Origin of the sequence: Sphingopyxis sp. (assembly GCF_025869345.1) — a bacterium.
GTDB lineage: Bacteria > Pseudomonadota > Alphaproteobacteria > Sphingomonadales > Sphingomonadaceae > Sphingopyxis.
Genome location: NZ_JAOZVW010000040.1, coordinates 39,888 through 65,115, shown reverse-complemented (window position 1 = coordinate 65,115; position 25,228 = coordinate 39,888). Strand labels below are relative to the sequence as shown.

Here is a 25,228-nt window from a genome sequence, read left to right as displayed (position 1 = left end):
GAGTTCGCGCAGGCCGACGTCGCCTTCGTGATCGGCGCCAACGACGTGACCAACCCGGCGGCAAAGACCGACAAGACATCGCCCATCTATGGGATGCCGGTGCTCGACGTGGAAAAGGCCAAGACCGTGCTGTTCGTGAAGCGATCGATGGGCGGGGTCGGCTATGCCGGCGTCGACAACGACGTCTTCTACATGGACAATACGATGATGCTGCTCGGCGATGCCAAGAAGATGGCCGACGATATCGTCAAGGCGCTCAACGGCGGCGGGCACTAAGGGCCGCGGCGGGGTGGTCAGAAAACGCTGGGTCGTCGGCGGCGTCGCCGCGGCCTCGGCGACGGGCGCGGCGATCTGGGCCGCGCCGCTGGCCGCCGATCCCGACGGGATCAAGGACTGCGGGCCCGAGGTCGCGAAATTGGCCTTCGACAAGGTCCAGGCCGATGCCGCCGCCGAACCTGACTGGGTGCAGGCGGGCGGCACGATCAACGACGAAAGCTGTTTGAGCCGCACCGCGATCCGCGGCATCGTCGCCCCGGCGACCGAGGCGCAGCTTGCCGATACGCTCGCCTATGCGCGCGCGAACACGCTGCCGGTGACCGCGGCGGGCGCGAAGCACAGCATGGGCGGGCAGGCCTTCGCCAAGGGCGGCGTGGTGATCGACATGCGGCGGATGAACGCGGTGCGGTTCGACCGCGAGGCGCGCACGATCACGGTCGGCGCGGGCGCGCGCTGGCATGACATTCAGAACAAAATCCATCCCGAATTCGCGATCAAGGCGATGCAGTCGACCGACGTCTTCACCGTCGGCGGATCGATTGCGGTCAACGCGCATGGGATGGACCACCGCGCCGGGGCGATGATGGGATCGATCCGCGCGCTGCGCGTGATGCTCGCCGATGGGCGCGTCGTCACCGCGTCGCGGGAGGAGAATCCCGACCTCTTCCGCCATGTCGTCGGCGGTTACGGCCTGTTCGGGATCGTCACCGAAGCGACGCTCGACGTGGTGCCGAACGATATCTACCAATCGAGCCGCGCGGTGATCGCGACGAAGGATTTTCCGAAGACCTTTGCGGCACTGGAGGCCGATCCCGATATCGGACTCACCTACACCCATTTGTCGACCGCGCCGGGCAGCCTGCTCGAGGAAGCGCTGGTCTATCGCTACACCAAAGTGCCTGATGAAGCGGGGCTGGAGCGCGCGCCCTTGTCGGAGGTCGGCGCGGTCAAGCTACGCCGCCTGACGGTCAATATGTCGAAGCGCGCCGACTGGCTCAAGTCGCTCAAATGGTGGACCGAGAAGAATATCGAGCATCGCATCGAAAGCTGCACCGTCACGCGGGCGCAGGCGATGCGGGACGGCGAAGCATGCCTCGTGTCGCGCAACGACCCGATGCATGACTCGGTGCCTTATCTCTACAATGATCTGCGCGGCGAGACCGACATCCTCCACGAATATTTCGTGCCGCGCGCGGCCCTGCTGCCGTTCGTCGCCGACCTGCGCGCGGTGTTCAAGCGGCGCAAGACCAACCTTCTCAACGCCTCGATCCGCGCGGTCGAGAAGGAGGAGAATGCGCTGAGCTATGCGCCCGAACCGGCGTTTTCGGTCGTTCTCTATATCAACCAGCCGACCGACGCCGCGGGGAATGCGGAGATGGACCGGCTGACCCGCGAACTGATCGACCTGACCGCGAAGCATGGCGGGCGCTTCTTCCTGCCCTACCAGCTTCATTATTCGGGCGAGCAGCTCAGGCGGGCCTATCCCGAGTTCGATGCGTTCGTCGTGGAGAAGAGGAAATGGGATCCGGAGGGGCTGTTCCGGAACCGCTGGTATGATCGCTATGCGGAATCCACGTAAATAAACCACGTGTCCCCGCGCAGGCGGGGACCCATCTCTTGCCGTTTCGGACTGGCACCGGCCGGAGATGGACCAGCATCGGGTTGACCATGCCCCGCATGGTCAAGGATCGTCCGGGGGACGATCCGACCCGATGCTCCTTCGCGGGGGAACAGTCTATTTCCGCGATGCCGGTGTAGCAACCGGAAAACACGCCGCTGCGATCCGCCCCTCGATCACCAGCGGCGCTCCGTTCCGGTAGAGCCGCCACACGAACCCCCGATCGTCGGTCGCGACCGCTATCACCGCATTCTTGCGCACCGCGACGACGCGGCCGCCGGCATCGGCGATGGTACGCAGCGCCTTGCCCGTGTCGCCCACCACCGCGACCTGCCGCCCCGAGGGACCGGCGAAGGGCAGGAAGAGCATGATCGCGACCCATGCGAGCAGGGCAAGGGCGGCGCCGGTCAGCGTGCGCTTCATCAGTAATCGTAGATATGTTCGAGGGTCGCGCCCTCGGCAGGGAGCGCGGCGAGCCTTGCCGACAGCGCGGGTACTTTGACCAGATAGCCGCGCCGTTCCCAGCCCGGCCGGTCGCCGAGCGCCATCGACAGCAGCGGCTGGCCTGCGGGCTTCGACGCGGGCGCGAGGACGGTGAGGAAGATATCGTCGTTGCCCGCAATCTCGCGGAACGCGATTCCGGCCGCGGCGATCTTCCGCGCAATGTCGGTGAATTGGGCATAACGCGGTGCATCGACCACTGTGCCTTGCGCGCCGGACGAGATGACCTTCAGTCGCGGGTCGATCGCCGTGATTTGTTCGGGCGTCGCGTCGAGCACCAGCCGCATCCGCACCTCGTCGGCGCCCAGCGCGGTGCCGCTCGCCCAGCCGATCAGCTTCGCATAGCCCGTCTTCACCCCATATTCGAGGCTGAGCGCGACGCGCCGCTCGACGCCGCGCACGCCGCCGAAATCGGTGTGCCAGAGGCCGGTGAACGCCTGCCCGAAGGGAAAGCGATACCAGGGCGTTTCGTGCATGAAGGCGCCATAGCGCTGCTGCACCCCCGCGGCATAGCGATCCTCGGCGCTGCGATAGCCGCCCATTCCTTCGAAGAGGCGGCCGACCGTATTCTCCCACGCCGCCTTCACCGCCATTTCGGCGCTGAAGCTGATGCCGATCGTATAGAGCATCACCTTCGCATCGCCCGCATCATCGGGGTCGGCGGCGCGATTGAGCGCGCAATAGCTCGACCAGAAACTGCGAATGTCGCGGAGATAGCGATAGCTGCTCGGCGGCTTGTCGGCGAGGTGGCGGCCCAGGCTCTCGGCCGAATAGACGATATGCCATTCGGGATAGGTCAGGAGCGTGCGCGCTTCGGGTCGCCGGTCGGCCGCGTTCGCGAGCAGCGGACGGTAAGGCGCGGCGGCCTGCGCCGATGGCCCGCAGCCGAGTTCGATATAGAGGACCGGCCAGAGGATCAGCGCGAAGAGTAGCAGCGCCAGCGCATAGCGCTTCCTGAATCGGCGCTTCTTCTTTCCGGTCACGCGGTCTTCCGCGCCATGACATAGCCGACATAAGCCGCCCATCCGCCGAGGATCAGGTGCGGCAGGTTGGCGAAGAAGCGGGTGATCAGCGGTAGATCGATGGGGCCATAAAGGAAGATGCCGCCGTCGAGATAGCCCATGCCGGTGATGAGCCCGAGCACCCCGTCGAGGAAATAGAGCGGGCCGAAGACCCGGAAATATTGTTCCGCGGTGCGGCGCGAATGCCAGGCGGCGATCCCGCCCCACAGGCCCGAGGCGAGATGAAGCGCGTCGTCATAGAGATCGAGCTTGAACAGGCCGAAAAGATTGCCGTCGGCATCCTCGAACGCCGGGATATAGCCGATGATCACCACCGCGACGAGCGCCGCGAAATAGATCCAGCCCCATCTGCGTATCGGGTCCATCGCCTTCGCTCCTCTTTCCTGCCGCGTCCAGCGCAGATGAACGATATTCGGCGCGGCGGGTCAAGCAGCGCCTCGACCGGGCGGCAACTTGCCGGTAAGGCAGGCAAAAATTCGAACCAGGGAAATGATCATATGCGCAAAATCGGCCTGATCGGCGGCATGAGCTGGGCCTCGACCGAGCTTTATTACCGCCATCTCAACAAGGGCGTGCAGAAACGGATTGGGACGTCCTGCTCGGCGCCGATCCTGCTCGAAAGCCTCAACTATTGCGACCTGTCGCGCCTTTCGACGCCCGAGCAATGGGACCATGCGAAGGAGGTGCTGATCGCATCGGCGAAGCGGCTGGAGGACGCGGGCGCGACCGCGCTGATGATCGCGGCCAATTCGATGCACAAGGTTGCCGAGGATGTCGCGGCGGCGATCTCTATCCCGCTGCTCCATATCGTCGACGAGACGGGCGAGAAGATGAAGGCCGACGGGATCAGGTCGGCGGCGGTAATCGGCACCCGCAACGTGATGGCCGAACCCTGGTTCCGCCAGCGTCTCGTCCGCCACGGGCTGACCCTCGCGCCCTATGACGCGTCGCGCGCCGAGGTGATCGACGATATCATCTATGACCAGCTCATGCAGGGCAAGGTCACCGAAGACGCGCGCCGCACGATGCGGACCTTCATCACCGACATCGCCAAGCAGGATGTGCAGGCGCTGGTGCTCGCCTGCACCGAACTGGTGATGCTGGTCGACCCCGACGCCAATGTCCTGCCGATCTACGACACGACGCGCATTCATGTCGCGGCGGGGGTGGACTGGATACTGGGGGATGCGCCCTGAGCCGGGTAAAGCACGACATCGCTGGAATGTCCCGATTCCCCGAGCGAAGCCGAGGGGCTTGTTCGAGCGGAGCGAGAACCGCACCGTAATAGCCTCGACTTCGCTCGGCGGAGCCCCTCGGCGTCGCGCGGGGAATCGGGTTTGATAAAGGGATGTTGGTTCCCTAGCTCACCCGCGTCCAGGTCACGGTGCGGCAGAAGACCGCGACGCAGCCCTTCATCGTCAGCTTGTTGCCCGCGACGCGCAAGTGTGCCTTGTAATAGCGGCCGTCTTCGGGGCTGTAGCCCTGACCGCGCCAGCCGTCGTCGCCCGGCACGAGGTCCCAATAGATTTGCAGCCCGGTCACCGCGCGGCCGCGCTTCGCCTTGTCGGGGTTGCGCTCGTCGAGCTGGCCGCCTGCCGGCTGCCTGATCAGCAGGCGCTCGATCCGCCCACACATCTTCGCGCCGCACGGCGCCATCGCGACGATGGCCTTCCCGTCGTCGGTCTTCCAGCGCCCGCCGACCGACGCGGGCGCGGCGGCTACGGATGGGACGGCGACCAGGGCGCCAAGCGCCAGGGCAACTCTATAGAACATTGCGACCTCTCCCCATTTTTTAGCTACAGCCATGTCAGCAACCTGCTTGGCATCCGTCAAGTCTTGCCGCATGATCCGCCCAAACAAGGGAGAGACCTATGCGATTCCATGGCTTTCGCTACGCGGCGACGCTTGCCCTCGTCGCGGCTTTCATCGCCAGCCCGGCGGCGGCCAAGACGATCAGCGTCAGCGCCGATACGCCCGACGCCAATGAAAAGCTGCAGGAGGCGCTGATCCTCGCCGAGCCCGGCGACACGGTCGAACTCGGCGCGGGGGTGTGGAAGCTGACCGACGGCCTGTCGCTCGACGTCGACAATGTCACCGTGCGCGGCGCGGGGACCAAGGACGGCGAGGGATCGATCCTCGACTTCTCGGGCCAGCAGGGGGCGGGCGAGGGGCTGCTCGTCACCTCCGACGATGTTTTCCTCACCAATTTCGCGGTGCTCAACACGCGCGGCGACGGGATCAAGTCGAAGGGCGCCGACCGCATCGTCTATCACGAGCTTCGCGTCGAATGGACCGGAGGGCCGAAGGCGACCAACGGCGCCTATGGCGTCTATCCGGTCGAGAGCAGCGACGTGCTGATCGACAGCGTCTATGTCCGCGGCGCCTCCGACGCGGGCATCTATGTCGGCCAGTCGAGGAACATCGTCGTCCGCGATTCGATCGCGACCGAGAATGTCGCGGGGATCGAGATCGAGAACAGCTTCGACGCCGACGTTCACGACAATATCGCGACGAAGAACACCGGCGGCATATTGGTGTTCGACCTGCCGAACCTGCCGCAGCAGGGCGGGCACAATGTCCGGGTGTTCGAGAATATCGTGAGCGACAACAGCACGCCCAATTTCGCGCCGAAGGGCAATATCGTCGCGAGCGTGCCGACCGGCACCGGGGTGCTGGTGATGGCGAACACGCATGTCGAGGTGTTCGGCAACGCCTTCGATCAGAACGGCACCGCCAATGTGATGATCGTCGGCTATCGCTACGATCAGAAGGACCCCAAATATCAGCCGCTGCCGAAGGCGATCGTCGTGCGCGATAATCAGCATGGAAAGGCGGGCTATGCCCCCGCCTTCGCGGGCGGCGCCGAGATCGCGGCGGCGTTGGGCGGCGCGATTCCGCCGATCCTGTGGGACGGCGCGGGCGACGCGGTGGTGCTCGACAAGGTCGGGGTGCTGTCGCTCGGCCTGCCCGACGTGACGACGCCGCAGAGCGAGGCCAAGCCGGCGCCCGCCGACCTGTCGAAAGGCACGCCGCCCGCGCCGCTGCCCGGCATCACGCTGCCCGAAGCCATGGAGGCGAAGGTCCAGTGAAACGCGCGGTCGCGGCGCTCGCGGCGGCGCTGCTCTGCGCGAGCGGCGCGAGCGGCGGGGCGCCGCCGCATGTCGATCAGGCGCTGATCGATGGCGATGCGACGCCGCCGAAGCTGTCGGCGTTCGGGCTGTTCGCCGCGAACGATCCCGCGCGTCCCGTCGCGAGCTTCGCCTATACGCTGGAGACGCCGCTGTTCAGCGACTATGCCGAAAAGCATCGCTTCGTCTCGATCCCCGCGGGGCAGAAAGCGAAAGTGCGCGCGGACGGGACGATCGATTTTCCGGTCGGCACCGTCATCGTCAAGAGCTTCGGCTGGCCCGACTGGAACGGCGGACGCCCCGTCGAGACGCGGCTCCTGATCCACCGCGCCAAGGGCTGGGTCGCGCTCCCCTATATCTGGGATGCCGACGGCAAGGACGCCTCGCTCGCCATCGCCGGGCGCCGCGTGCCGGTGACGTTCAAAAGCCCCGACGGCGAGGCGCACAGCATCCGCTACGGCGTGCCCAACCGCAACCAGTGCAAGGAATGCCACAATCTGGCGGGAACGATCGAGCCGATCGGCCCCAAGGCGCGCAACCTGGTGCTGCCGACGGCGATGACGGATGATGCGAAGCACCTCTATTTCGATAATCCCGAAGCGTTGCAGCCGGTGATGCCGCGTTGGGACGACCCGACAAGCGGCACGGTGCAGGACCGCGCCCGCGCCTATCTCGATGCCAATTGCGCGCATTGCCATAACCCGCAAGGCAGCGCGTCGAACAGCGGCCTGTTCCTGCGCTGGACCGACCCGGTCGGGGTCAATTACGGCATCGGCAAGCGCCCCACGGCGGCGGGGCGCGGCAGCGGCGGGATGGATTTCGCGATTCAGCCGGGCGACCCCGACCACAGCTTCTTGATCTATCGCCTCGAAAGCCTCGACCCCGGAATCGCGATGCCTGAGCTGGGGCGCTCGACGGTTCACAAGGAAGGCGCGGCGTTGCTGCGACAATGGATATCGGAGATGCCGAAGGGCGAGTGAAGCGGGACGTTTCATTCCCCATCTCGTCATTGCGAGCGGAGCGAAGCAATCCAGAGCGGTTACCGCACGCTCTGGATTGCCGCGCGGCTTCGCCGCTCGCAATGACGAGTGTTGGATGACGCTGCTTTGGCAGGGCGCTTGCCAAAAGGGCCGAACTGATCCTAGGTCCGCGCATGACCTCTCTCGTCCTCCACGATTATTTCCGCTCCTCGGCCAGCTATCGCGTCCGCATCGCGCTGAACCTCAAAGGGCTCGCCTATGAGCGCGTCGAGGTCAGCCTGATCGCGGGCGAGCAGAAGAGCGACGAATATCTGGCGCAGAATGCGCAGGGTTTCGTGCCGATGCTGGTCGCGGACGGCGAGACGATCATCCAGAGCCTCGCGATCATCGACTGGCTCGACCGCGCCTTCCCCCAGCCGCGGCTGATTCCCGACGAAGCGATGCCGCGCGCGGTCGCGCTCGCGCAGGCCTATGTCGTTGCGTGCGACATCCACCCGCTCAACAATCTGCGCATCCTCAAATATCTGACCCGCGATCTGGGGCTCAACGAGCAGACCAAGGACCGCTGGATTCACGAATGGATCTTGCAGGGCTTCGACGCGCTGGAAGCCATGGCGGGCGAGGGTCAATATCTCGGCGGCGACGCGCCGGGGATCGCCGACTGCTGTCTCGTGCCGCAGATGTATAATGCGCGGCGCTTCGAGGTGCCGATCGACCATTATCCGCGCCTGATCGAGATCGATGCGGCGTGCATGGAACTGGATGCCTTCCGGAAGGCGCACCCCGATGCGGTGAAAGCGGCGTGATCCGGCTTCTGACGGGGGTTGCGGCGCTGGCGCTGCCGGTAGTGGCGATGGCGCAGGATGCGAGCGATGAAAACGCATGGGAAAACCCATGGGCGGAAGTGGACTTGGTCTATCCACCTCGGCGGCCCCCAGAAGAAATCATCGTCAATGGCAGCGGTCTTTTGCGGCGCACCGACAGCGACAGGGTTCAGGGCGCAAGCGTGATTTCCGACCTCGATCCCGGCCTCGGCGCCCGCATCGAAAACCGCCTCCGCGACGAAGCGGGGATCGTCCAGTTCCGCCGTTCCGACGGGCGCACCGCGCATCCGACGAGCCAGGGGGTGACCTTGCGCGGACTCGGCGGCAATGCGTCGAGCCGCGCGCTGGTCACGCTCGACGGGGTACCGCAGGCCGATCCGTTCGGCGGCTGGGTGGCATGGAGCGCCTATGACGCGATCAACCTCGGCGGCATCATCGTCACGCGCGGCGGCGGCAGCGGGGTCGACGGACCCGGCGCGCTGGCGGGGACGATCGGCCTCTATTCGACGATGACCGACGGCGCCGAAGCGAGCGCCGCCTATGGCAGCCGCGACAGCCTCGACTTTTCGGCCAGCGCCGGAACCGGGCTCGGCAGCGGGCAAGTCGCGATCGATGGCCGCTACAGCCGCGGCGACGGGTTCATTCCGATCGTGAAGAGCCAGCGCGGCACGGTCGACCGCGCCGCGCCCTACGAGCAGGGCGGGCTCGGCATCCGCCTGCGCTTCGACGCCGGCGCCGACAGCCGGATCGAGGCGAGTCTGCGCGGCTTTTCGGACCATCGCGACCGCGGCACCGATTTTACGACGAGCAAGTTCGACGGGATCGATGCGAGTCTGCGCTTCGTTCACGATCCGGCGGGCGCGACCCAATGGCTGGCGCTCGCCTATCTCCAGCTTCGCGATTTCGACAGCGGCTTCGCGAGCGTCGCGGCGGGGCGGAACAGTGTCGCGCCCGCGCTCTTCCAAAGCGTTCCCGCGACCGGGATCGGCGCGCGCGTCGAGGTGCGCCCCGCGATCGGCGACGCCAATCCGCTCCGCGTCGGCGTCGACTGGCGCCGCACCACCGGCCGCACCGAGGAGGATTATTTCTTCTCCGGCACCACGCCGGGCCGCCACCGCATCGCCGGGGGCAGCAGCGACACGGTCGGCACGTTCGCCGAATGGAGTTCGGGCGACGCAGGCGATGGCCTGCTCTGGACCCTCGGCGGCCGGATCGACCGCTGGTGGCTCGGCACCGGCTATCGGCTCGAACGCAATATCGGCGGGCCGCTGATCACCGACCTCGATTTTCCAGCGCGAACCGGCTGGGAAGGCAGCGGCCGCGCGGGCGTGCGCTGGACCTCGGACGGCTTCGCGCTGCGCGCCGCGGCCTATCGCGGCTGGCGTCTGCCGACCCTCAACGAACTCTATCGCCCGTTCCGGGTCGGCGCCGACACGACCATCGCGAACGAATTGCTGAGGCCCGAACGGCTGTGGGGCGGCGAGGCCGGCGCGGACTGGAGCCGCGACGGCACCAAGCTGTCGGTAACCTTCTTCGCCAACCGGCTCGAAAATGCGATCGCCAATGTGACGCTCGCGCCGAACCTCAGCCAGCGGCAAAATCTGGGTGCGATCGACAGCAAGGGGATCGAATTCGCCGCCGACCAGCAGCTCGGCCCGGTGGCGCTGCGCGCGACCTGGGCCTTTACCGATGCGAAGGTCGACGCCGCAGGCGCCGCGGCAAGCCTCGACGGCCGCCGTCCGGCGCAGATCGCGAAAAACAGCGGCAGCGTGTCGCTGCGGTCGAACGGAAACGGTCCGTTCGGGGGCTTTGCGACCTTGCGCTATATCGGCAAGCAGAATGAGGACGATCTCGGGCTTCAGGTGCTGGACGACGCGCTGACGCTCGATGCGGGCCTGTCGTGGCGCGTCACCGATGCGGTCAGCATCGAGGCGCGGGGCGAGAATCTGACCAACACCCTCGTGCCCGCGGCGATCTCGTCGGCGGGGATCGTCGAGCGTGCGACGCCGCGCACGCTCTGGATCGGCGCGCGCGCGCGGTTCTGATTTTCGCGGCCGGGATTGGAATGCGATTGGTAATTTCGTCATTGCGAGCGGAGCGAAGCAATCCAGAGTGGCGTAAACCGCTCTGGATTGCTTCGCTCCGCTCGCAATGACGATTCCAATAGACGGCATCCTGTTCTAGATAACGCAAAGAGCGTGACGGCGACGGTGATGTGGGGTGCAAGGTGATGGCCGCGAAAAAGCTGAATCTCGACAATTTCCTGCCTTACCGCCTGTCGATCGCGTCGAACACGCTATCGAGCCGGATTGCCGCCGAATATCAGAACCGCTTCGGGCTCAAGATTCCCGAGTGGCGGCTGATGGCGGTGCTCGGCGAAGGCAAGCCCAAGACGCAGCGCGAGCTCGTCGCCGCGACGCGGATGGACAAGGTGACGGTCAACCGCGCGGCCAAGGCGCTCGCCGACCGCCATCTCATCGCGCGCCAGGCGCACGAGGCCGACGGGCGCTCGCACCATCTGGAACTGACCGACACCGGCCGCTCGCTCTACGACGCCATCGTGCCCGCCGCGCTCGCCAGCGAGGCGCAGCTCGAATCGAAGCTCAGCGGCGCCGAGCGCGCGACGCTGATGGCGATCCTGGCGAAACTGACCGCGGCCGCCGAAGATTATGGCTGACCGCGTCTATCGCGCGGCGCCGCCGGAGACGTTGCGCATCGAGGCGCTCGGCGATCTGACCGTGCTGTTCGACCGCCGATCGATGCAGACGCACCTGATGATCCAGCCGATGCCCGAAATATTGGCCGCGATGGCGGATGATCGCTGCAACGCGGCGACGGTTGCCGAGCGGCTGGCGGCGCGCTTCGACCTCGGCGGCGAGGGCGATCCGATGCCGCTGATTGCCGAGCGGCTGGCCGAACTCGCCGCGATGGGGCTGGTGGCGGAGGCGTGAGGCACAGCACGCGCATCGCGGTCGGTCCGGTCCAGTTTCGCATCGGCAGCGACTGGCGCGCGCCGGTCGCGGTGCTCGACCGGCTCTATGCGGGCTATCCGCGGGACGATACCCGTCCCGCCGACGCGACCGTGCGGCTGTTCGCGGCGCGCCCGTGGCGGCGCTGGCTGCGCCCCTCGGTGCAGATCGGCGGCGATTTCGTGATTCCCGATGCGTTGCCGCTGCCGCTGTCGATGGGGCTGCTCGCCGCCGAGATGGGGATGAATTTGCAGGTTGCGCTCGGCTGGCGGCGGCATCTGCTGCTTCACGCGAGCGCGGTCGCGCGCGACGGACGCGCCGTCATCATGTCGGGCGAGTCGGGATCGGGCAAGTCGACGCTGGCGGCGCTGCTCGGCGAGGATGGCTGGCGGCTGATGGGCGACGAATTCACGCTGATCGACCCGGCGGGCGGCGACGCGCTGGCGTTCCCGCGCGCGGTCAGCCTCAAGAATGCGGCGATCGCCGAGGTTGCGGCGCGGGTCGATACCGCACGCCTTGGCCCCTTGCTGGCGGGAACGCCGAAGGGCGACATCCGCCACCTGATCCCGCGCGCCGACGCCATCGCCGCGATGCACGAGCCCGCGCGCCCGGCGCTGCTGCTCTTTCCGCGCTTCGGCGGCGAAGCGGCGATCGAGCCGATGGGCGAGGGCGAGGCCTTCGTGCGCCTGACCGAAGCCTCGACCAACTATGTCGCGCTCGGCGAACCGGGTTTTGCCGCGCTGACGCGGCTGGTGCGCGAGACGCCGGCGTTTGGCATCTCCTACCCCGACAGCACGACCGGCCTGGCGCTGGTCGAGCAGCTTTTCGCCGAGGCGGTCCGGTGAGCGCCATCCGCACCCTCGTCGATCTGCTCGCCGGGCGGCGCGAGGCGGCGGCGCTGGCGCCGCGCGAATGGGATGGCGTGATCTCGGTCGCGCGCGCCGAGGCGATGCTGGCGACGCTCGCGCACCGGCTCGAAGGTGCGGCGCTGCCGCCTGCCGTCGCCGCGTTGTTCGCCGATCAGCGCGCGGCGGCGGCGGTCGCGCAGGCCCAATCCATGTGGGAAGCCGAAATGGCGCGCCGCGCGCTGGCGAGCGAGCGGATCGAGTTCGTGCTGCTCAAAGGCACCGCCTATGCCGCCGCAGGCCTCTCCTGCGCTGAGGGGCGGCAGATCGGCGACCTCGACATTCTCGTCCTCGTCAGCGACATCGGCCGCGCCGAGAATGAACTGCTCGAGGCGGGGTGGGAGTGGGTCAAGTCCGACCCCTATGACGACGCCTATTACCGCGAGCATATGCACGAACTGCCGCCGCTGATCCACAAGGCGCGCGACCGGATGATCGACGTGCATCACACGATTCTGCCCCAGACCCACCGCATCGCGCCCGATGCCCTGTCGCTCGTCAGCGATGCGGTGACGACCGAAAACGGCTTTGCGGTGCTGTGCCCGACCGACATGGCCTGTCACTGCGCCGCGCATCTGCTCGCCGATGGCGATCTGCAGGGCGGGCTTCGCAATTTGTGGGATTTTCATTCCCTGACGCGCGATTTCGCCGCGGCCGATCCCGGTTTCTGGGGCAAGCTCGATGCCCGCGCCGACCGGCACGGCCTCCACGCGCCGGTGCATCGGGCGGCGAGGCTGGCGCGCGACCTTTACGGTTCGGCGCTGCCTTCGGGATGGGACAGGCACGACCCCGCCGACCTATGGTTCAAGCGCCGCCTGCTCGCGCGCGACGATTGGGGCCATGCGACGCATTTCGCGCTCCAGCAGGCCTTCTACATCCGTTCGCACTGGCTGCGGATGCCGCCGCTGATGCTGTCGCGGCATTTGTGGACCAAGTGGCGGAAGCGTTGAAATCGGACGCGAGCAAGAATCGTCATTGCGAGGAGCGAAGCGACGCGGCAATCCAGAGTAGTGTAAACCGCTCTGGATTGCTTCGCTTCGCTCGCAATGACGATCCTGGCTCTAAAGCCCCGCGAGCAGCGGCACCAGTTCGTCATAATGGTCGATGACATGATCGGCGCCCAGCTCCTCGGCCGGCCGGTCGAGGAAGCCGAAGCCGACGACGATGCTCGGCGTCGCCGCGGCGCGCGCCGCCATGACGTCGTAGATGCTGTCGCCGACGAAGGCGGTGCGGCCGCCGCCGCTCTGCGCGATCATCGCCAGGATCGGGGCGGGGGAGGGCTTGCGGTTGCCGGGCCCCAGCGTGTCACCGCCGATAATCGCCGCCATGCGGTCGGCGAGACCCAACTCGCCGAGCAGCTTTCGCGCCATCCCCTCGGCTTTGTTGGTCGCGACCGCGGTGCGGACGCCGAGTGCGTCGAGCCGGTCGAGCGCGGCGGTCAGGCCGGGAAAAGGCCGGCTGTGCACGGCGATATGCGCTTCATAATGGCGCAGCAGATCGGGATAGAGCCGCTCGACGACACCCTCCTCCGCGCCGCCGGTCGCGCGGAGCCCCTGTTCGAGCATATGCTTCGCGCCGAGCCCGATCATCGGCCGGACCTCGGCTTCGCTCAGCGGCGCGCGGTCGATCAGCGACAGGGCATGGTTCACGGCGGCGGTCAGGTCGGCGGCGGTGTCGACGAGGGTGCCGTCAAGGTCGAAGCCGACGACGCGGAAGGGGAAATCGCTCATATCGGTCGGCATGGCGTGATGTGCTGGAATCCGCAATGATTTGCTGGCATGGCGCGCGAATGACCCAGCAGATCGCCGCCATCATCCTTGCCGCGGGCAAGGGCACCCGCATGAAGTCCGGCCTCCACAAAGTGCTGCACCCGATCGCCGGGCGGCCGATGCTGCTCCACCTGATGGACAGCTTCGCCGCGCTGGCGCCGGCGGCCACGGTCGTCGTCGTCGGCGACAAGCGCGATCAGGTTGAGGTGGCGCTCGCCGGAACCGGCGCGGTCACCGCGGTTCAGGAGCCGCAATTGGGCACCGCGCACGCGGCGCTTCAGGCGCGCGAGGCGCTGGCCGGGTTCGAGGGCGTGATTCTCGTCTGCTTCGGCGACTGCCCGATGCTGACCGCCGATACCGTCCGGCGGCTGTGCGCGGCGCTCGATTCGGGCGCCCGCGTCGCGGTGTTGGGCTTTCGCCCGGCGGATGCCGGCGCCTATGGCCGGATCATCGCCGACGCCGACGGGACGGTCCGCAAGATGGTCGAATATAAGGACGCCAGCGCCGGGGAGCGCGCGGTCGATCTGTGCAATTCGGGCGTCATCGTCGCGGGCGCGTCCGACATGTGGCGCCTGCTGGACGCGGTCGGCAACGACAATGCGCAGGGCGAATATTATCTGCCCGACGTCGCGACCGGCGCGATCGCCGAAGGCGCGCGCGTCGCGGCGATCGAGACCGATGCCCACGAGGTTGCCGGCATCAACAGCCGCGCCGAACTCGCTGCCGCCGAAGCGCAATGGCAGGCGTTCAAGCGCGAAGAAGCGATGGCGGGCGGGGCGTCGCTGCGCGCACCCGACACCGTCTGGTTCTCGTGGGACACCGAAATCGGCCGCGACGTGACGATCGAACCCAACGTCTTCTTCGGCCCCGGCGTGAAAGTCGCCGACAAGGTGACGATCCGCGCCAACTGCCATATCGAGGGCGCGACGATCGGCGAGGGCTGCGAGGTCGGTCCCTTCGCGCGCCTCCGCCCCGGCACCGTGCTGGGCGAGAAAGCGAAGATCGGCAATTTCGTCGAGACGAAGAAAGCGGTGCTCGGCAAGGGTGCCAAGGCCAACCACCTCACCTATCTGGGCGACGTCAGCGTCGGCGCGGGGGCGAATATCGGCGCGGGGACGATCACCTGCAATTACGACGGCTATTTCAAATACAGGACCGAGATCGGCGACCATGCCTTCATCGGGTCGAACAGCGCGCTCGTCGCGCCGGTGAAGATCGGCCGCGACGCGATCGTCGGCGCGGGGAGCACGGTGACCGCCGACGTGATGGACGGCGAGCTTCGCCTCGTCCGCGCCGAACAGTCGGTGAAACCCGGCTGGGCCGACCGCTTCCACGACGCGATGCGCAGGAAGAAGGCGGCGGAGGCGAAGAAATGAGCGACCGCTACGACGACAAGCCCTTCCTGCGCTATGTCGACGCCTGGGTGCTGAACGCGATCGGCCATCTCGACGAGCCCACGCGGGCCTATTGTGTGGCGATGGAGCCGACGCTGCGCCAGAGCCTGGGGCAGACCGGAAGCTGGACCGAGATCGTCGTGAAGCAGATGAAATTCGCGCCCGAATTGCCCGCGCAGATCCGCAAGATCTGGGAGGAGGGCAAGCTGCGGTTCGAGGCCGGCAACGGCCGCCCCGCCGACCCCGCGCAATTCGCGATGACCTTCGTCGACCGCAATTTCGGGCGCGCCTAACGTGGCCGGCGGGGTGATCGTCCGGCCCGTCCGGCGCGCCGATTACGACCGCTGGCTGCCGCTCTGGGACGGCTATAACGCCTTTTACGGGCGCATCGGCGCGGCTGCGCTGGCGCCCGAAATCACCGCCGCGACATGGGAGCGCTTCTTCGATCCCTATGAGCCGATGTTCGCGCTCGTCGCCGAGCAGGACGGCGCGCTCCTGGGCCTCACCCACTATCTGCTCCACCGGAGCACCACGGCGTTGCTGCCGTCGCTCTATTTGCAGGACCTGTTCACCACGGCCGATGCGCGCGGAAAGGGCGTCGGCCGCGCGTTGATCGAGGCGGTCTATGCCGCGGCACGCACGCAGGGGTTGTCGCGCGTCTATTGGCAGACGCACGAAACGAACGCGACCGCGATGAAACTCTATGACCGGATCGCCGAGAAGCCGGGCTTTCTCGTCTATCGGAAGCTCTTCGATTGACATGATATCATGATATGATATCAGTATATCAAATGCGAATCCTGACCGACATTCCCGACGAGGACATCGAAAAGCTCGACGCGCTGGCGGCGAAGTCCAAGCGCTCGCGCGCGGCGGCGATCCGCGATGCGGTGAAGCTGTATCTCGCTCAGAACGACAACAGCAAGGACTGGATCATGCGGGGGGCGGGCTATTGGAAGGGGCGCGACGATATTGGCGATGCCGTCGAATATCAGCGCGCCATGCGCGAAGATCGCCGCCCATACGAAGATATCTGAGCGGTGTCGGACCCCTTTTTCGATACAAATATCCTGATCGACTGGTTGTGGGATAGAGCCCCTGCCATCGCCGAGATTTCCCGCTACAGGCGTCACCGGATCAGCCGGATCGTGTGGACGGAAATTCTGGCCGGCGAACCGCTCGAAAAGCGTGACGTGATCAAGCAGTTGATCGCGCCATTCGAGGTGGTGGAAATCGACCCCAGAATTTCACTGGCGGCCGCCGATATCCGCTTTCGGTCCCGGATGAAGCTGATGGACGCCTATATCCTCGCCACTGCGCAAGTGAACGGGGCGATCCTGATTACACGCAATACCAAGGATTTCCCAGCCAATATGCCGGGCATCCGTGTCCCCTACATACTCTGAAGAAAGCCAGCCAACTATGTGCGGAATCATCGGAATTATCGGCAAGACCCAGGTCGTGGATCGCCTCGTCGACGGGCTTCGGCGCATGGAATATCGCGGCTATGACTCGGCGGGTGTCTGCACGGTCGACGGCGGCCGGCTCATCCGTCGCCGTGCCGAGGGGAAGCTGAACAATCTCGTCAAGGAGCTCGCGGGCAATCCCGCGCCCGGCACCGTCGGCATCGCGCACACCCGCTGGGCGACGCACGGCGCGCCGACGACGAGCAACGCACACCCGCACGCGACCGGCGAGATTGCGCTGGTTCACAACGGAATCATCGAAAATTTCAAGCCGCTGCGCGAAGCCTTGCAGGCGCGCGGCCGCAGCTTCGAGAGCGAGACCGATACCGAGGTCGTCGCGCACCTCGTCTCCGAACAGGTCGAGGCGGGTCAGTCGCCCGCGGACGCGGTCAAGGCGGTGCTGCCGCAGCTTCGCGGTGCCTTCGCGCTTGCCATCGCGTTTCGCCAGCATCCCGACCTGCTGATCGGCGCGCGTCTCGGCTCGCCGCTCGTCGTCGGTTACGGCGATGGGGAGACCTATCTCGGTTCCGACGCGCTTGCACTCGCGCCGCTGACGCAGAAGATCGCCTATCTGGAGGAGGGCGACTGGGTTGTCATCACCCGCGACGGCGCGAAGATTTTCGATAGAGAAAATAATCCCGTAGAGCGTGTCGTTACGACGTCGGGTGTCACCGCGGCGGCGGTCGAGAAGGGCAATTACCGCCATTTCATGCAAAAGGAGATTTTCGAGCAGCCGACGGTGGTTGCGCAGACGCTCTCTTCCTACATCCGCCCGCTCGAACAGACGGTCGCGCTGCCGCAGATGGATTTCGATCTGAGCAAGATCGAGCGCATCACCATCGTCGCCTGCGGCACCAGCTTCTACGCCGGCATGGTCGCCAAATATTGGTTCGAGACCTTCGCGCGCGTCCCCGTCGACATCGATGTCGCGTCGGAATTCCGCTATCGCGACCCGGTGCTCCAGCCGGGCGGGCTCGCGCTCTTCATCTCGCAGTCGGGCGAGACCGCCGATACGCTTGCGGCGCTGCGTCATTGCAAGGCGAACGGGCAGACGATCGCGGTCGTCGTCAACGTGCCGACCAGCAGCATGGCGCGCGAGGCCGACCTGCTGCTTCCGACCCATGCGGGGCCGGAGATCGGCGTCGCCTCGACCAAGGCCTTCACCTGCCAGCTCGCGGTGCTCGCCGCGCTCGCCGCGCATCTCGCGCTCAAGAAGGGCAAGCTCAGCGAGGCCGAGGAGCGCGAAATCGTCCGCCACCTGATCGAGGCGCCCGCCGCGCTCAACGCCGCGCTGTCGCACGACGAGGAGATTGCGAAGATGGCGCACCTCGTCGCCCCGGCGCGCGACGTGCTCTACCTCGGCCGCGGACCCGATTATCCGCTCGCGCTCGAGGGCGCGCTGAAGCTCAAGGAAATCAGCTACATCCACGCCGAAGGCTATGCCTCGGGCGAAATGAAGCACGGCCCGATCGCGCTGATCGACGAAGCGGTTCCGGTGATTGTCCTCGCGCCGAGCGGCCCGCTGTTCGAAAAAACCGTCAGCAACATGCAGGAGGTGATGGCGCGCGGCGGCAAAGTGGTGCTGATCAGCGATGCCGAGGGGCTCGCCGAAGCGGGCGACGGCTGCATGGCGACGATCGAGATGCCCAAGGTCCACCCGCTGATCGCCCCGCTGGTCTATGCGGTGCCGGTTCAGTTGCTCGCCTATCATGTCGCGGTGGCCAAGGGCACCGATGTCGACCAGCCGCGCAACCTCGCCAAGTCGGTGACGGTGGAGTGAGCGCGGAAGCTGCGCTTCCCTTTCAGGCGGTGTTTCGCCAGAGCGACGCCGAGGCGGCGCGTGGCAAATATCTCGCGCGACTGTTCGGCATTTTTTCCGAAACGCTGGTCGATCTCTGGTGTCGGGATATTCGCGCACCCTATGAGAATTTGGGGCGGCCGACGGTGCATCATGACGGAAAGCGGCACACGCTCGATTTCCTTTTTCGCGACCGGCGTACCGGGCGACTTCACGTCGTCGAACAGAAATGCGAGATCGAGTATCAAGGCTATCGCTATCTGACCCTGACCGAGCCACGGCAGCTCGACCACCATCGCAAACCAGCCTTCGCCGCTTTTCTCGCTGCGGCGCGGGGCGAGCGCCTACATGTGACGCTGAAGGGCGTGGCGCAGCCCGTTGACGGCGCCATCCTGATCTGGGGCGCTGTCGATGCCGGCGGCCGTGCAAGCACGCTGGCGGAAACGGGCCTTGACGATATCGTGGCGTTGGCGGACGTCATTGCCGATCTGCAGGCATGGCGACCCGAAGCCTATCTTGCCCTTATCGAGCAGCGCCGGAAATGGGCGGGCGAGCTGTTCGATTTCCTCGATAGGCGGCTCTGATGCCCCCCGCCGCCATCATCTTCGATTTCGACGGCGTCATCGCCGACAGCGAGGTCCGCGCGAACCGGACGCTCGCCGAAAGCCTGACCGCGATCGGGCTGTCCACGACCTATGAGGAGTGCCTGCGCGATTATTGCGGGCATAATTGGCAGGAGACCGAGCGGCGCATCGTCGCCCGCTTCGGGCGCCCGCTGCCCGCCGATTTTCGCGAGCAGCATCGCGCGCGGGCGCAAATCCGTTTCGCGGAGGGGTTTGCGCCCGTCCCCGGCGCACCGGCGTTTCTCGATACGCTCGGCGACCGGCCGCGCGCGATCGCGTCGTCGAGCAGCCCCGCCTATATCGCGGCGTCGCTCGACCGCTTCGGGCTCGCGCATCATTTCGGGCGGCATGTCTACAGCGCCGATGGCTGGGAACGCGGCAAGCCGCACCCCGACATCTACCTCGCCGCGGCGAAGGGGCTCGGCCTCGATCCTGCCGCCTGTTTGGCGATCGAGGATTCGCCGATCGGCGCCCGCGCGGCGCTCGCGGCGGGGATGACGGTGATCGGTTTCTGCGGGGCTGGGCATATCCTCGACCGGACGGCGCACGGCGCGAAGCTCCGCGAGGTCGGCGTCCATCGGGTTGCGCACAGCTACGACGATCTCATCGCCATCCGCTGACCTCCTTCGTCGTCCCCGTTTCTTCCCCGTCATCCCCGCGAAGGCGGGGATCCCGCTTATTGTCTTCGCGCCTTTGCGCCTTTGCGTGAGTCTTTTGAAAATCTCACGCAAAGGCGCAAAGGCGCGAAGAAGGCGGGACAACAAGCAAGCTGAATCCCCGTCTTCGCGGGGATGACGGGGAGAGTTTGCGGGATGACGGGGAGAGGAGGAGAAGGCCTTTCCTATTAGGCCCGGCCGTGCTTAGCTGGGTTCATAGGCATCGGCTTCGCTCCCGCATTTTCAGCGTGGAGTTGCGCGGTTTCTCGCCACGCGCAGAGAATCGCCTTTCGCGGCCGCAGCCTTTGGCATTCCGCTGCGTATCGATGCCGGAAAGAGGAGAAAGCCCATGTGCGACGACATCACCGAAGCCGATCTGGACCGCGCCGGCATCCCCGTCCGCCGCCGCGATTTCGGGGCGCTGGTCGGTGCGGGCGCGATTGCCTCGATCCTGCCCGCCGCGGCCTGCGCCGCCGGGCCGGTCAAGGGACGCGACGTGGAGATCAAGACTGCCGACGGGACCGTCGACGCCTGGTTCGTCGCGCCGGCCGAGGGCAAGCATCCCGGCGTGCTGATCTGGCCCGATATTCGCGGCCTGCGCCCTGCCTTTCGCCAGATGGCCGAGCGGCTGGCGGGCGAGGGCTATGCCGTGCTGTGCGTGAATCCCTTTTATCGCTGGGCCAAGGCGCCGGTCGTCCATGCCGGGCATGACTTCGACGATCCGGGGGTGCGCGAGACGCTGTTCGGCTACCTCAAGCAACTGAACCGCACGCTCGTGCAGACCGACGCCAAAGCGCATCTCGCCTTCCTCGACGCGCAGGCCGAGGTCGATACCGCGAAGGGGCTCGGCACCGCGGGCTATTGCATGGGCGGGCCGATGGTCATCTATACCGCGGCGCTCAGCCCGACGCGGGTCAAGGCAGCGGCGAGCTTCCACGGCGCGTCGGTCGGCACCGACAAGCCCGACAGCCCGCATCTGCTGATTCCCGAAACGCAGGCGGGCTATCTGTTCGCCATCGCCGACAATGACGACCAAAAGGACCCCGAAGAGAAGAACCGGCTCAAAACCGCGCTCGGCCCGCGCCCGGAATGGCACGAGGTCGAGGTCTACAAGGGCGCGATGCACGGCTGGTGCCCGCCCGACGGCCGCGCCTATAACGAGGCGGCAGCGGAGAAGGCGTGGGGACGGATGCTCGAATTGTTCAAGGCGAGTCTCTGATGCCGCCGATGCTGCGATGAAGGTGCATTTCATCCGGTCGGGCGCGCGGCGCTATGCGATGCGGATCGAGCGCCCGTCGGGGCCGATGCTGGTGATGGATCCGGCACCGGGCTTCGATCCCGACTTGCCGCACGATATGGTGCATTTCGTCGTCGAGGCGGTTCTTGGGCTGAAGAACGGTGTGTTCGGACAGATTGCGGCGGGCGGCAATGCCGGCTCGTTCCACATCGGTGGGCCGGAAGGGGCCGACGCCAGAAGCCATCGCCGCGCAGCACGCAAACAGGCTGCGAAGGGCGCCGCGCTGATCAAGGCGCAAGGACGCGAAGGCGAGCTGTCCGAGCTCGCGGCCTTCCTGTTCGATATCGGCTGGCGCAGCCGGACGCGCGCCGACAGTGCGGCGCAGCAGGCAGCGCTCGGCGAGGCGGCACGGACGCGGGCCACACTCGGCGATGAAGAGCGCGCGCGGCTCGACGCAAGACAGGCGGATATATTCGCAGCCTTCGACGCGGTGTCGAAGGCGTGGCGAGGCCTGAAGATCGGAGAAGCGCTCGTCCTCGAATGGCCGACGCTCCGCCGGATCGGTCAGCCCATCGGATAGAGGATGTCCCTGCCTACCCTGTGCAGCGCCTTCATCAGATCGTCGCCGAGCACCAGTTCCTTCGCGGCGAGGATCGGCTCGACCTGATCGTAAGCGCTCACCCCGACGATCGTCGAGGCGACGAAGTCGTGCTGCTTCGACCAGGCGGTCGCCATCGTCACCGGATGCAGGCCATGCTCTTCGGCGATCGCCAGATAGCGCGCGGTCGCGGCGAGGCTCCGCTCGTTGACGAAGCGCTGCCCCATCGCCGCCTGCCGGCCCTCCATCGCGAGATAGCGCGAGAAGCGCGCGCCCTTGGGCCGGGCGCCGTCCTGATATTTGCCCGACAAGACCCCGCCGGCGAGCGGCGAATAAGGGATCAGGCTGACGCCTTCCTGCCGGCAGACCTGCGCCAGTTCATCCTCGAAGCGGCGGTTGTTGAGGCTGAAATTATTCTGGATCGTGTGGTGGCGCGCGACGCCCAGCCGCTCCGACGCGGCGAGCGATTTCATCAGCCCCCAGCTCGTCTCGTTCGAGCAGCCGAGGATGCGCACCTTGCCCTCGCGCACCAGTTCGTCGAGCGCGTCCATCATCTCGTCATAGGGCGCGTCGGGGTCTGGCCAGTGGGTTTGATAGAGGTCGACATAGTCGGTTTGCAGCCGCGTCAGGCTGCCCTCGATCGCGCTGCGGATGTTGTGACGGTCGAGCGCCGTCATCCCGCCGCGGCACGGCGATTTGAACCAGAGATGGCTCGGCCCCGACACCTTGGTCGCGAGGATGATCGCATCGCGGTTCTTGGTCTTCAGCCAGCGCCCGACGATCTCTTCGGTGCGGCCGACCCATTTGGTGTCGGGCGGCACCGGATAGCCCTCCGCGGTGTCGTAGAAATCGATCCCCTCGTCGAAACAGCGGTCGAGGATGCGATGCGCTTCCGCCTCGTCGGTCTGGCTGCCGAACGTCATCGTCCCCATGCAGATGTCGGAGACGTGGATGGCGCTTTTTCCGAGGCGGCGGCTTTGCATGGCTCTCTTCTCCAGTAGGGGGAGCGCCGTCTTTAGGTTGCGATCCGCAACCTTGCAATCGGGTCAGAGAAGCAGCGCGAGCGACCCCACCAGCAGCGCCGCCATCGTCCAGTTGAAGGCGCGCAGCCGCCCCGGACTCGACAGCCAGCCGCGCAGCGACACCCCCATCACCGCCCACAGGCTGGTCGAGGGAAGGTTGATGATTCCGAAGACGAGCGCGACGAGCAGCACCGCGGCCAGATTGCGGTCGGGCGCATAGAGCGCGATCGCGGTCAGCGCCATCGACCAGGCCTTGGGGTTGACCCACTGGAACAGCACCGCCTGAAAGAAGCTCATCGGCGTGCCTTGCGGGTGCTCGCCATCGCTCGGCGCGGCGGCATTCGCGATCTTCCACGCGAGCCAGAGCATATAGACGATGCTGACCAGCTTGAGCACGGTGTTGAGAACGGGAAACAGGTCGAACAATTCCATCAGCCCGACGCCGACGAGCACGATCATCAGCGTGAAGCCGATCCCGACGCCGAGCGCGTGCGGCACGGTACGGCGCAGGCCGAAATTGGCCCCCGATGCCATCAGCATCATATTGTTCGGCCCCGGCGTGATCGAGGTGGCGACGGCGAAGGCGGACAGCGCGGCGAGGGCGGTTTGTTCCATGCACGCAATATATCGGGCTTTCAGAACGCCGGATTGCAAAGTTGAACCGAAATTCTGTATATGATGCAACCTATGAGCAAAATTGACGCGATAAGCCGCAATATATTGCAGGAATTGTCGCGCGACGGGCGAATCTCGAACATCGAGCTGGCCGATCGCGTCGGCCTGTCGCCCTCGGCCTGTCTGCGCCGGGTGCAGGAACTCGAACGCAGCGGCGTGATCAAGGGCTATCGCGCGGTGATCGATCCCGCGAAGCGCGGCCTGACCTTCCTCGCCTATGTGACCGTGGGCCTGTCGTCGCACACCAAGAAATCGCAGGCGGGGTTCGAGGCGGCGATGGCCGAAGCGCCCGAGGTGCGCGAATGCCACAATATCACCGGGACGATCGAATATCTCCTCCGCGTCGAGACGGCGGATCTGGCGGCCTACAAGCATTTCCATACCGAGGTGCTCGGCGTGCTGCCGCAGGTGCATTCGATCACCACCTATGTGCTGATGGATTCGCCGAAGGACGAGCGGGCGTAGCACCATATCCGATCGTCATTGCGAGGAGCCGGAGGCGACGCGGCAATCCAGAGCCCGCGTAAACCGCTCTGGATTGCTTCGCTTCGCTCGCAATGACGAAGGGATGTTGAACCGGCGGCTTCCAAACCGCATATCAGTTGCATGGTGAAACTCTCCTTCCTCGACCTCGTCCCCGTGACCGACACGGGCACGATCTCGCAATCGCTCGCCAACGCCGCCGATCTTGCGCGCCATGCCGAGGCATTAGGCTATGAGCGGTACTGGGTCGCCGAGCATCACGGCATGGCCGGGATCGCGAGCGCCGCGACCTCGGTCGTGCTCGGGCATATCGGGCAGGCGACCTCCACCATCCGCATCGGCGCGGGCGGGATCATGCTGCCGAACCATGCGCCGATGGTGATCGCCGAGCAGTTCGGGACGTTGGAGGCCTTGTTCCCCGGCCGCGTCGATCTCGGCCTTGGTCGTGCGCCCGGCTCGGACGGCGTCGTCGCGCGGGCGCTGCGCCGCAACCTCGCGAGCGACGAGCGGCAGTTTCCGCAGGATGTCGTCGAACTGCAGGCCTTTCTGGCGGGCGACGACCGGCTCGGCATCCGCGCGGTGCCGGGCGAGGGGGCGAAGGTTCCGCTCTGGATCTTGGGATCGAGCCTGTTCGGGGCGCAGCTCGCGGCGATGCTGGGGCTGCCCTACGCTTTCGCTAGCCATTTCGCGCCCGACGCGCTCGACGAGGCGCTCGACATCTATCGCCGCCAGTTCAAGCCGTCGGAGCAGCTTGCCGAGCCTTACGCCGCCGCGGCGTTCAACGTCTTCGCCGCCGATACGCGCGAGGAGGCCGAACTGCTCGCCTCGTCGCAGCAGCAGGCGTTCGTCGCGCTGCGCACCGGCAATCCGGGCAAGATGAAGCCGCCGCTCGCGGGCTACAAAGACAGCCTGCCGCCCAATGCGCGCGCGATCCTCGACCATGTGCTGCAATGCTCGGCGGTCGGCACCGTCGAGGACGTCGCCGCGGGGCTCAAGGCGTTTCAGGCGCGCACCAGCGTCGATGAGGTCATCATCGCCTCATCGATGTACGACCATGATGCGCGCAAACGCTCGGTCGCGCTCGCGATGGAGGCGGCGAGGGCGCTCTGATCAAGATATGCCCCGATTCCCCGAGCGAAGCCGAGGGGCTTTGCCGAGCGAAGTCGAGGCGGCGACGCTGCGGGTTCTCGCTACGCTCGAACGAGCCCCTCGGCTTCGCTCGGGGAATCGGCTTGGGCTAGGTCCGGATCATCGTAGCACCCCCATGTTGACGCGGCTCCGGCC

At 66.4% G+C, this 25,228-nt stretch carries 30 protein-coding genes; 23 read left to right on the top strand and 7 right to left on the bottom strand.

Translation table 11 applies throughout. From position 1 onward, the window contains the following. Both OJI97_RS05120 and OJI97_RS05115 read left to right on the top strand, forming a co-directional pair. A partial coding sequence (locus OJI97_RS05120; RefSeq protein ID WP_297661750.1) for an NAD(P)(+) transhydrogenase (Re/Si-specific) subunit beta occupies nucleotides 1-276 on the top strand: 276 nt, incomplete at its 5' end. A gap of 13 nt (nucleotides 277-289) precedes the next feature. Beyond that, nucleotides 290-1,855 (top strand): FAD-binding oxidoreductase, encoded by a 1,566-nt coding sequence (locus OJI97_RS05115; RefSeq protein WP_297661748.1) that lies wholly within the window; start codon nucleotides 290-292, stop codon nucleotides 1,853-1,855. Between the two features lie 156 nt (nucleotides 1,856-2,011). On the opposite strand, the gene OJI97_RS05110 is transcribed toward OJI97_RS05115, so the two are convergent. The 3 genes from OJI97_RS05110 to OJI97_RS05100 are packed head-to-tail and all read right to left on the bottom strand — an operon-like array spanning nucleotide 2,012 to nucleotide 3,782. After that, nucleotides 2,012-2,317 (bottom strand): hypothetical protein, encoded by a 306-nt coding sequence (locus OJI97_RS05110; protein WP_297661746.1) that lies wholly within the window; start codon nucleotides 2,315-2,317, stop codon nucleotides 2,012-2,014. Further along, nucleotides 2,317-3,378: a hypothetical protein gene (locus OJI97_RS05105; RefSeq protein WP_297661744.1), complete on the bottom strand. Its 1,062-nt coding sequence runs from the start codon at nucleotides 3,376-3,378 to the stop codon at nucleotides 2,317-2,319. Before OJI97_RS05105 ends, OJI97_RS05110 begins: the two co-directional genes overlap by 1 nt. Then, nucleotides 3,375-3,782, bottom strand: a complete 408-nt coding sequence (locus OJI97_RS05100) for a DUF4383 domain-containing protein (protein ID WP_297661742.1) — start codon at nucleotides 3,780-3,782, stop codon at nucleotides 3,375-3,377. The genes OJI97_RS05105 and OJI97_RS05100 overlap by 4 nt, the downstream gene beginning before the upstream one ends. 132 nt (nucleotides 3,783-3,914) lie before the next feature. On the opposite strand from OJI97_RS05100, the gene OJI97_RS05095 reads away from it, so the two are divergent. Then, a complete protein-coding gene (locus OJI97_RS05095) occupies nucleotides 3,915-4,613 on the top strand; it encodes an amino acid racemase (protein ID WP_297661740.1) in 699 nt (232 codons plus the stop codon). Between the two features lie 163 nt (nucleotides 4,614-4,776). Here the strand turns inward: OJI97_RS05095 and OJI97_RS05090 are convergent, their stop codons facing one another. Then, nucleotides 4,777-5,190 carry a DUF2147 domain-containing protein gene (locus tag OJI97_RS05090; protein WP_297661738.1) on the bottom strand — a complete coding sequence of 138 codons (414 nt, stop codon included), beginning with the start codon at nucleotides 5,188-5,190 and terminating at the stop codon, nucleotides 4,777-4,779. Between the two features lie 98 nt (nucleotides 5,191-5,288). On the opposite strand from OJI97_RS05090, the gene OJI97_RS05085 reads away from it, so the two are divergent. The 8 genes from OJI97_RS05085 to OJI97_RS05050 all read left to right on the top strand — a co-directional run bounded on the left by OJI97_RS05085 (nucleotide 5,289) and on the right by OJI97_RS05050 (nucleotide 13,173). Then, complete coding sequence (locus OJI97_RS05085; protein ID WP_297661736.1) at nucleotides 5,289-6,506, top strand: parallel beta-helix domain-containing protein; 1,218 nt, start codon at nucleotides 5,289-5,291, stop codon at nucleotides 6,504-6,506. Further along, the gene (locus tag OJI97_RS05080; protein WP_297661734.1) at nucleotides 6,503-7,525 is read left to right on the top strand and encodes an SO2930 family diheme c-type cytochrome; all 1,023 of its coding nucleotides are present in this window, start codon (nucleotides 6,503-6,505) and stop codon (nucleotides 7,523-7,525) included. Before OJI97_RS05085 ends, OJI97_RS05080 begins: the two co-directional genes overlap by 4 nt. A 173-nt stretch (nucleotides 7,526-7,698) precedes the next feature. Further along, on the top strand, nucleotides 7,699-8,331 hold the full coding sequence (gene maiA / locus OJI97_RS05075) for a maleylacetoacetate isomerase (protein ID WP_297661732.1): 633 nt from the start codon (nucleotides 7,699-7,701) through the stop codon (nucleotides 8,329-8,331). Continuing rightward, the gene (locus OJI97_RS05070) at nucleotides 8,328-10,394 is read left to right on the top strand and encodes a TonB-dependent receptor (protein ID WP_297661730.1); all 2,067 of its coding nucleotides are present in this window, start codon (nucleotides 8,328-8,330) and stop codon (nucleotides 10,392-10,394) included. The genes maiA and OJI97_RS05070 overlap by 4 nt, the downstream gene beginning before the upstream one ends. Nucleotides 10,395-10,579: 185 nt before the next feature. Then, nucleotides 10,580-11,026, top strand: coding sequence for a MarR family winged helix-turn-helix transcriptional regulator (locus tag OJI97_RS05065; RefSeq protein ID WP_297661728.1), 447 nt, complete (start codon nucleotides 10,580-10,582; stop codon nucleotides 11,024-11,026). Beyond that, on the top strand, nucleotides 11,019-11,300 hold the full coding sequence (locus OJI97_RS05060; protein ID WP_297661727.1) for an HPr-rel-A system PqqD family peptide chaperone: 282 nt from the start codon (nucleotides 11,019-11,021) through the stop codon (nucleotides 11,298-11,300). Before OJI97_RS05065 ends, OJI97_RS05060 begins: the two co-directional genes overlap by 8 nt. After that, nucleotides 11,297-12,163: an HprK-related kinase A gene (locus OJI97_RS05055; protein ID WP_297661725.1), complete on the top strand. Its 867-nt coding sequence runs from the start codon at nucleotides 11,297-11,299 to the stop codon at nucleotides 12,161-12,163. The genes OJI97_RS05060 and OJI97_RS05055 overlap by 4 nt, the downstream gene beginning before the upstream one ends. Beyond that, the gene (locus OJI97_RS05050) at nucleotides 12,160-13,173 is read left to right on the top strand and encodes a nucleotidyltransferase family protein (protein ID WP_297661723.1); all 1,014 of its coding nucleotides are present in this window, start codon (nucleotides 12,160-12,162) and stop codon (nucleotides 13,171-13,173) included. Before OJI97_RS05055 ends, OJI97_RS05050 begins: the two co-directional genes overlap by 4 nt. Nucleotides 13,174-13,284: 111 nt before the next feature. Here OJI97_RS05050 and OJI97_RS05045 read toward each other — a convergent pair whose 3' ends face one another. Continuing rightward, nucleotides 13,285-13,965 (bottom strand): HAD-IA family hydrolase, encoded by a 681-nt coding sequence (locus tag OJI97_RS05045; RefSeq protein ID WP_297661722.1) that lies wholly within the window; start codon nucleotides 13,963-13,965, stop codon nucleotides 13,285-13,287. A 47-nt stretch (nucleotides 13,966-14,012) separates the two neighbouring features. Between OJI97_RS05045 and glmU the strand changes: the two genes are divergently transcribed. From glmU to OJI97_RS04995, 10 genes are all read left to right on the top strand, one after another. Further along, the gene (gene glmU / locus OJI97_RS05040) at nucleotides 14,013-15,368 is read left to right on the top strand and encodes a bifunctional UDP-N-acetylglucosamine diphosphorylase/glucosamine-1-phosphate N-acetyltransferase GlmU (protein ID WP_297661720.1); all 1,356 of its coding nucleotides are present in this window, start codon (nucleotides 14,013-14,015) and stop codon (nucleotides 15,366-15,368) included. Further along, nucleotides 15,365-15,679, top strand: coding sequence for a hypothetical protein (locus tag OJI97_RS05035; protein ID WP_297661718.1), 315 nt, complete (start codon nucleotides 15,365-15,367; stop codon nucleotides 15,677-15,679). Before glmU ends, OJI97_RS05035 begins: the two co-directional genes overlap by 4 nt. Before the next feature lies 1 nt (nucleotide 15,680). Beyond that, a complete protein-coding gene (locus tag OJI97_RS05030; protein ID WP_297661716.1) occupies nucleotides 15,681-16,145 on the top strand; it encodes a GNAT family N-acetyltransferase in 465 nt (154 codons plus the stop codon). Nucleotides 16,146-16,177: 32 nt separating this feature from the next. Continuing rightward, the gene (locus tag OJI97_RS05025) at nucleotides 16,178-16,423 is read left to right on the top strand and encodes a ribbon-helix-helix domain-containing protein (RefSeq protein ID WP_297661714.1); all 246 of its coding nucleotides are present in this window, start codon (nucleotides 16,178-16,180) and stop codon (nucleotides 16,421-16,423) included. Nucleotides 16,424-16,426: 3 nt separating this feature from the next. Further along, a complete protein-coding gene (locus OJI97_RS05020; protein ID WP_297661712.1) occupies nucleotides 16,427-16,792 on the top strand; it encodes a type II toxin-antitoxin system VapC family toxin in 366 nt (121 codons plus the stop codon). A gap of 16 nt (nucleotides 16,793-16,808) precedes the next feature. Then, a complete protein-coding gene (gene glmS, locus OJI97_RS05015) occupies nucleotides 16,809-18,632 on the top strand; it encodes a glutamine--fructose-6-phosphate transaminase (isomerizing) (protein ID WP_297661711.1) in 1,824 nt (607 codons plus the stop codon). Further along, nucleotides 18,629-19,234, top strand: coding sequence for a hypothetical protein (locus tag OJI97_RS05010; RefSeq protein WP_297661709.1), 606 nt, complete (start codon nucleotides 18,629-18,631; stop codon nucleotides 19,232-19,234). The genes glmS and OJI97_RS05010 overlap by 4 nt, the downstream gene beginning before the upstream one ends. Then, entirely contained in the window at nucleotides 19,234-19,893 is a 660-nt protein-coding gene (locus OJI97_RS05005) for an HAD family phosphatase (protein WP_297661707.1), read from the top strand. Before OJI97_RS05010 ends, OJI97_RS05005 begins: the two co-directional genes overlap by 1 nt. Before the next feature lie 385 nt (nucleotides 19,894-20,278). Continuing rightward, complete coding sequence (locus tag OJI97_RS05000) at nucleotides 20,279-21,148, top strand: dienelactone hydrolase family protein (RefSeq protein ID WP_297661705.1); 870 nt, start codon at nucleotides 20,279-20,281, stop codon at nucleotides 21,146-21,148. Between the two features lie 16 nt (nucleotides 21,149-21,164). Next, complete coding sequence (locus tag OJI97_RS04995; protein ID WP_297661703.1) at nucleotides 21,165-21,746, top strand: hypothetical protein; 582 nt, start codon at nucleotides 21,165-21,167, stop codon at nucleotides 21,744-21,746. Here the strand turns inward: OJI97_RS04995 and OJI97_RS04990 are convergent. Together OJI97_RS04990 and OJI97_RS04985 are read right to left on the bottom strand one after the other, a co-directional pair. Then, the gene (locus tag OJI97_RS04990) at nucleotides 21,731-22,747 is read right to left on the bottom strand and encodes an aldo/keto reductase (protein WP_297661701.1); all 1,017 of its coding nucleotides are present in this window, start codon (nucleotides 22,745-22,747) and stop codon (nucleotides 21,731-21,733) included. The genes OJI97_RS04995 and OJI97_RS04990 overlap by 16 nt on opposite strands. Nucleotides 22,748-22,810: 63 nt before the next feature. Continuing rightward, on the bottom strand, nucleotides 22,811-23,401 hold the full coding sequence (locus OJI97_RS04985; protein WP_297661699.1) for a LysE family translocator: 591 nt from the start codon (nucleotides 23,399-23,401) through the stop codon (nucleotides 22,811-22,813). A gap of 72 nt (nucleotides 23,402-23,473) precedes the next feature. Between OJI97_RS04985 and OJI97_RS04980 the strand changes: the two genes are divergently transcribed. Together OJI97_RS04980 and OJI97_RS04975 are read left to right on the top strand one after the other, a co-directional pair. Next, nucleotides 23,474-23,926, top strand: coding sequence for an Lrp/AsnC family transcriptional regulator (locus tag OJI97_RS04980; protein ID WP_257550539.1), 453 nt, complete (start codon nucleotides 23,474-23,476; stop codon nucleotides 23,924-23,926). Nucleotides 23,927-24,067: 141 nt separating this feature from the next. Continuing rightward, nucleotides 24,068-25,054 (top strand): LLM class flavin-dependent oxidoreductase, encoded by a 987-nt coding sequence (locus OJI97_RS04975; RefSeq protein WP_297661697.1) that lies wholly within the window; start codon nucleotides 24,068-24,070, stop codon nucleotides 25,052-25,054. The last annotated feature ends 174 nt before the right edge of the window (nucleotides 25,055-25,228 follow it).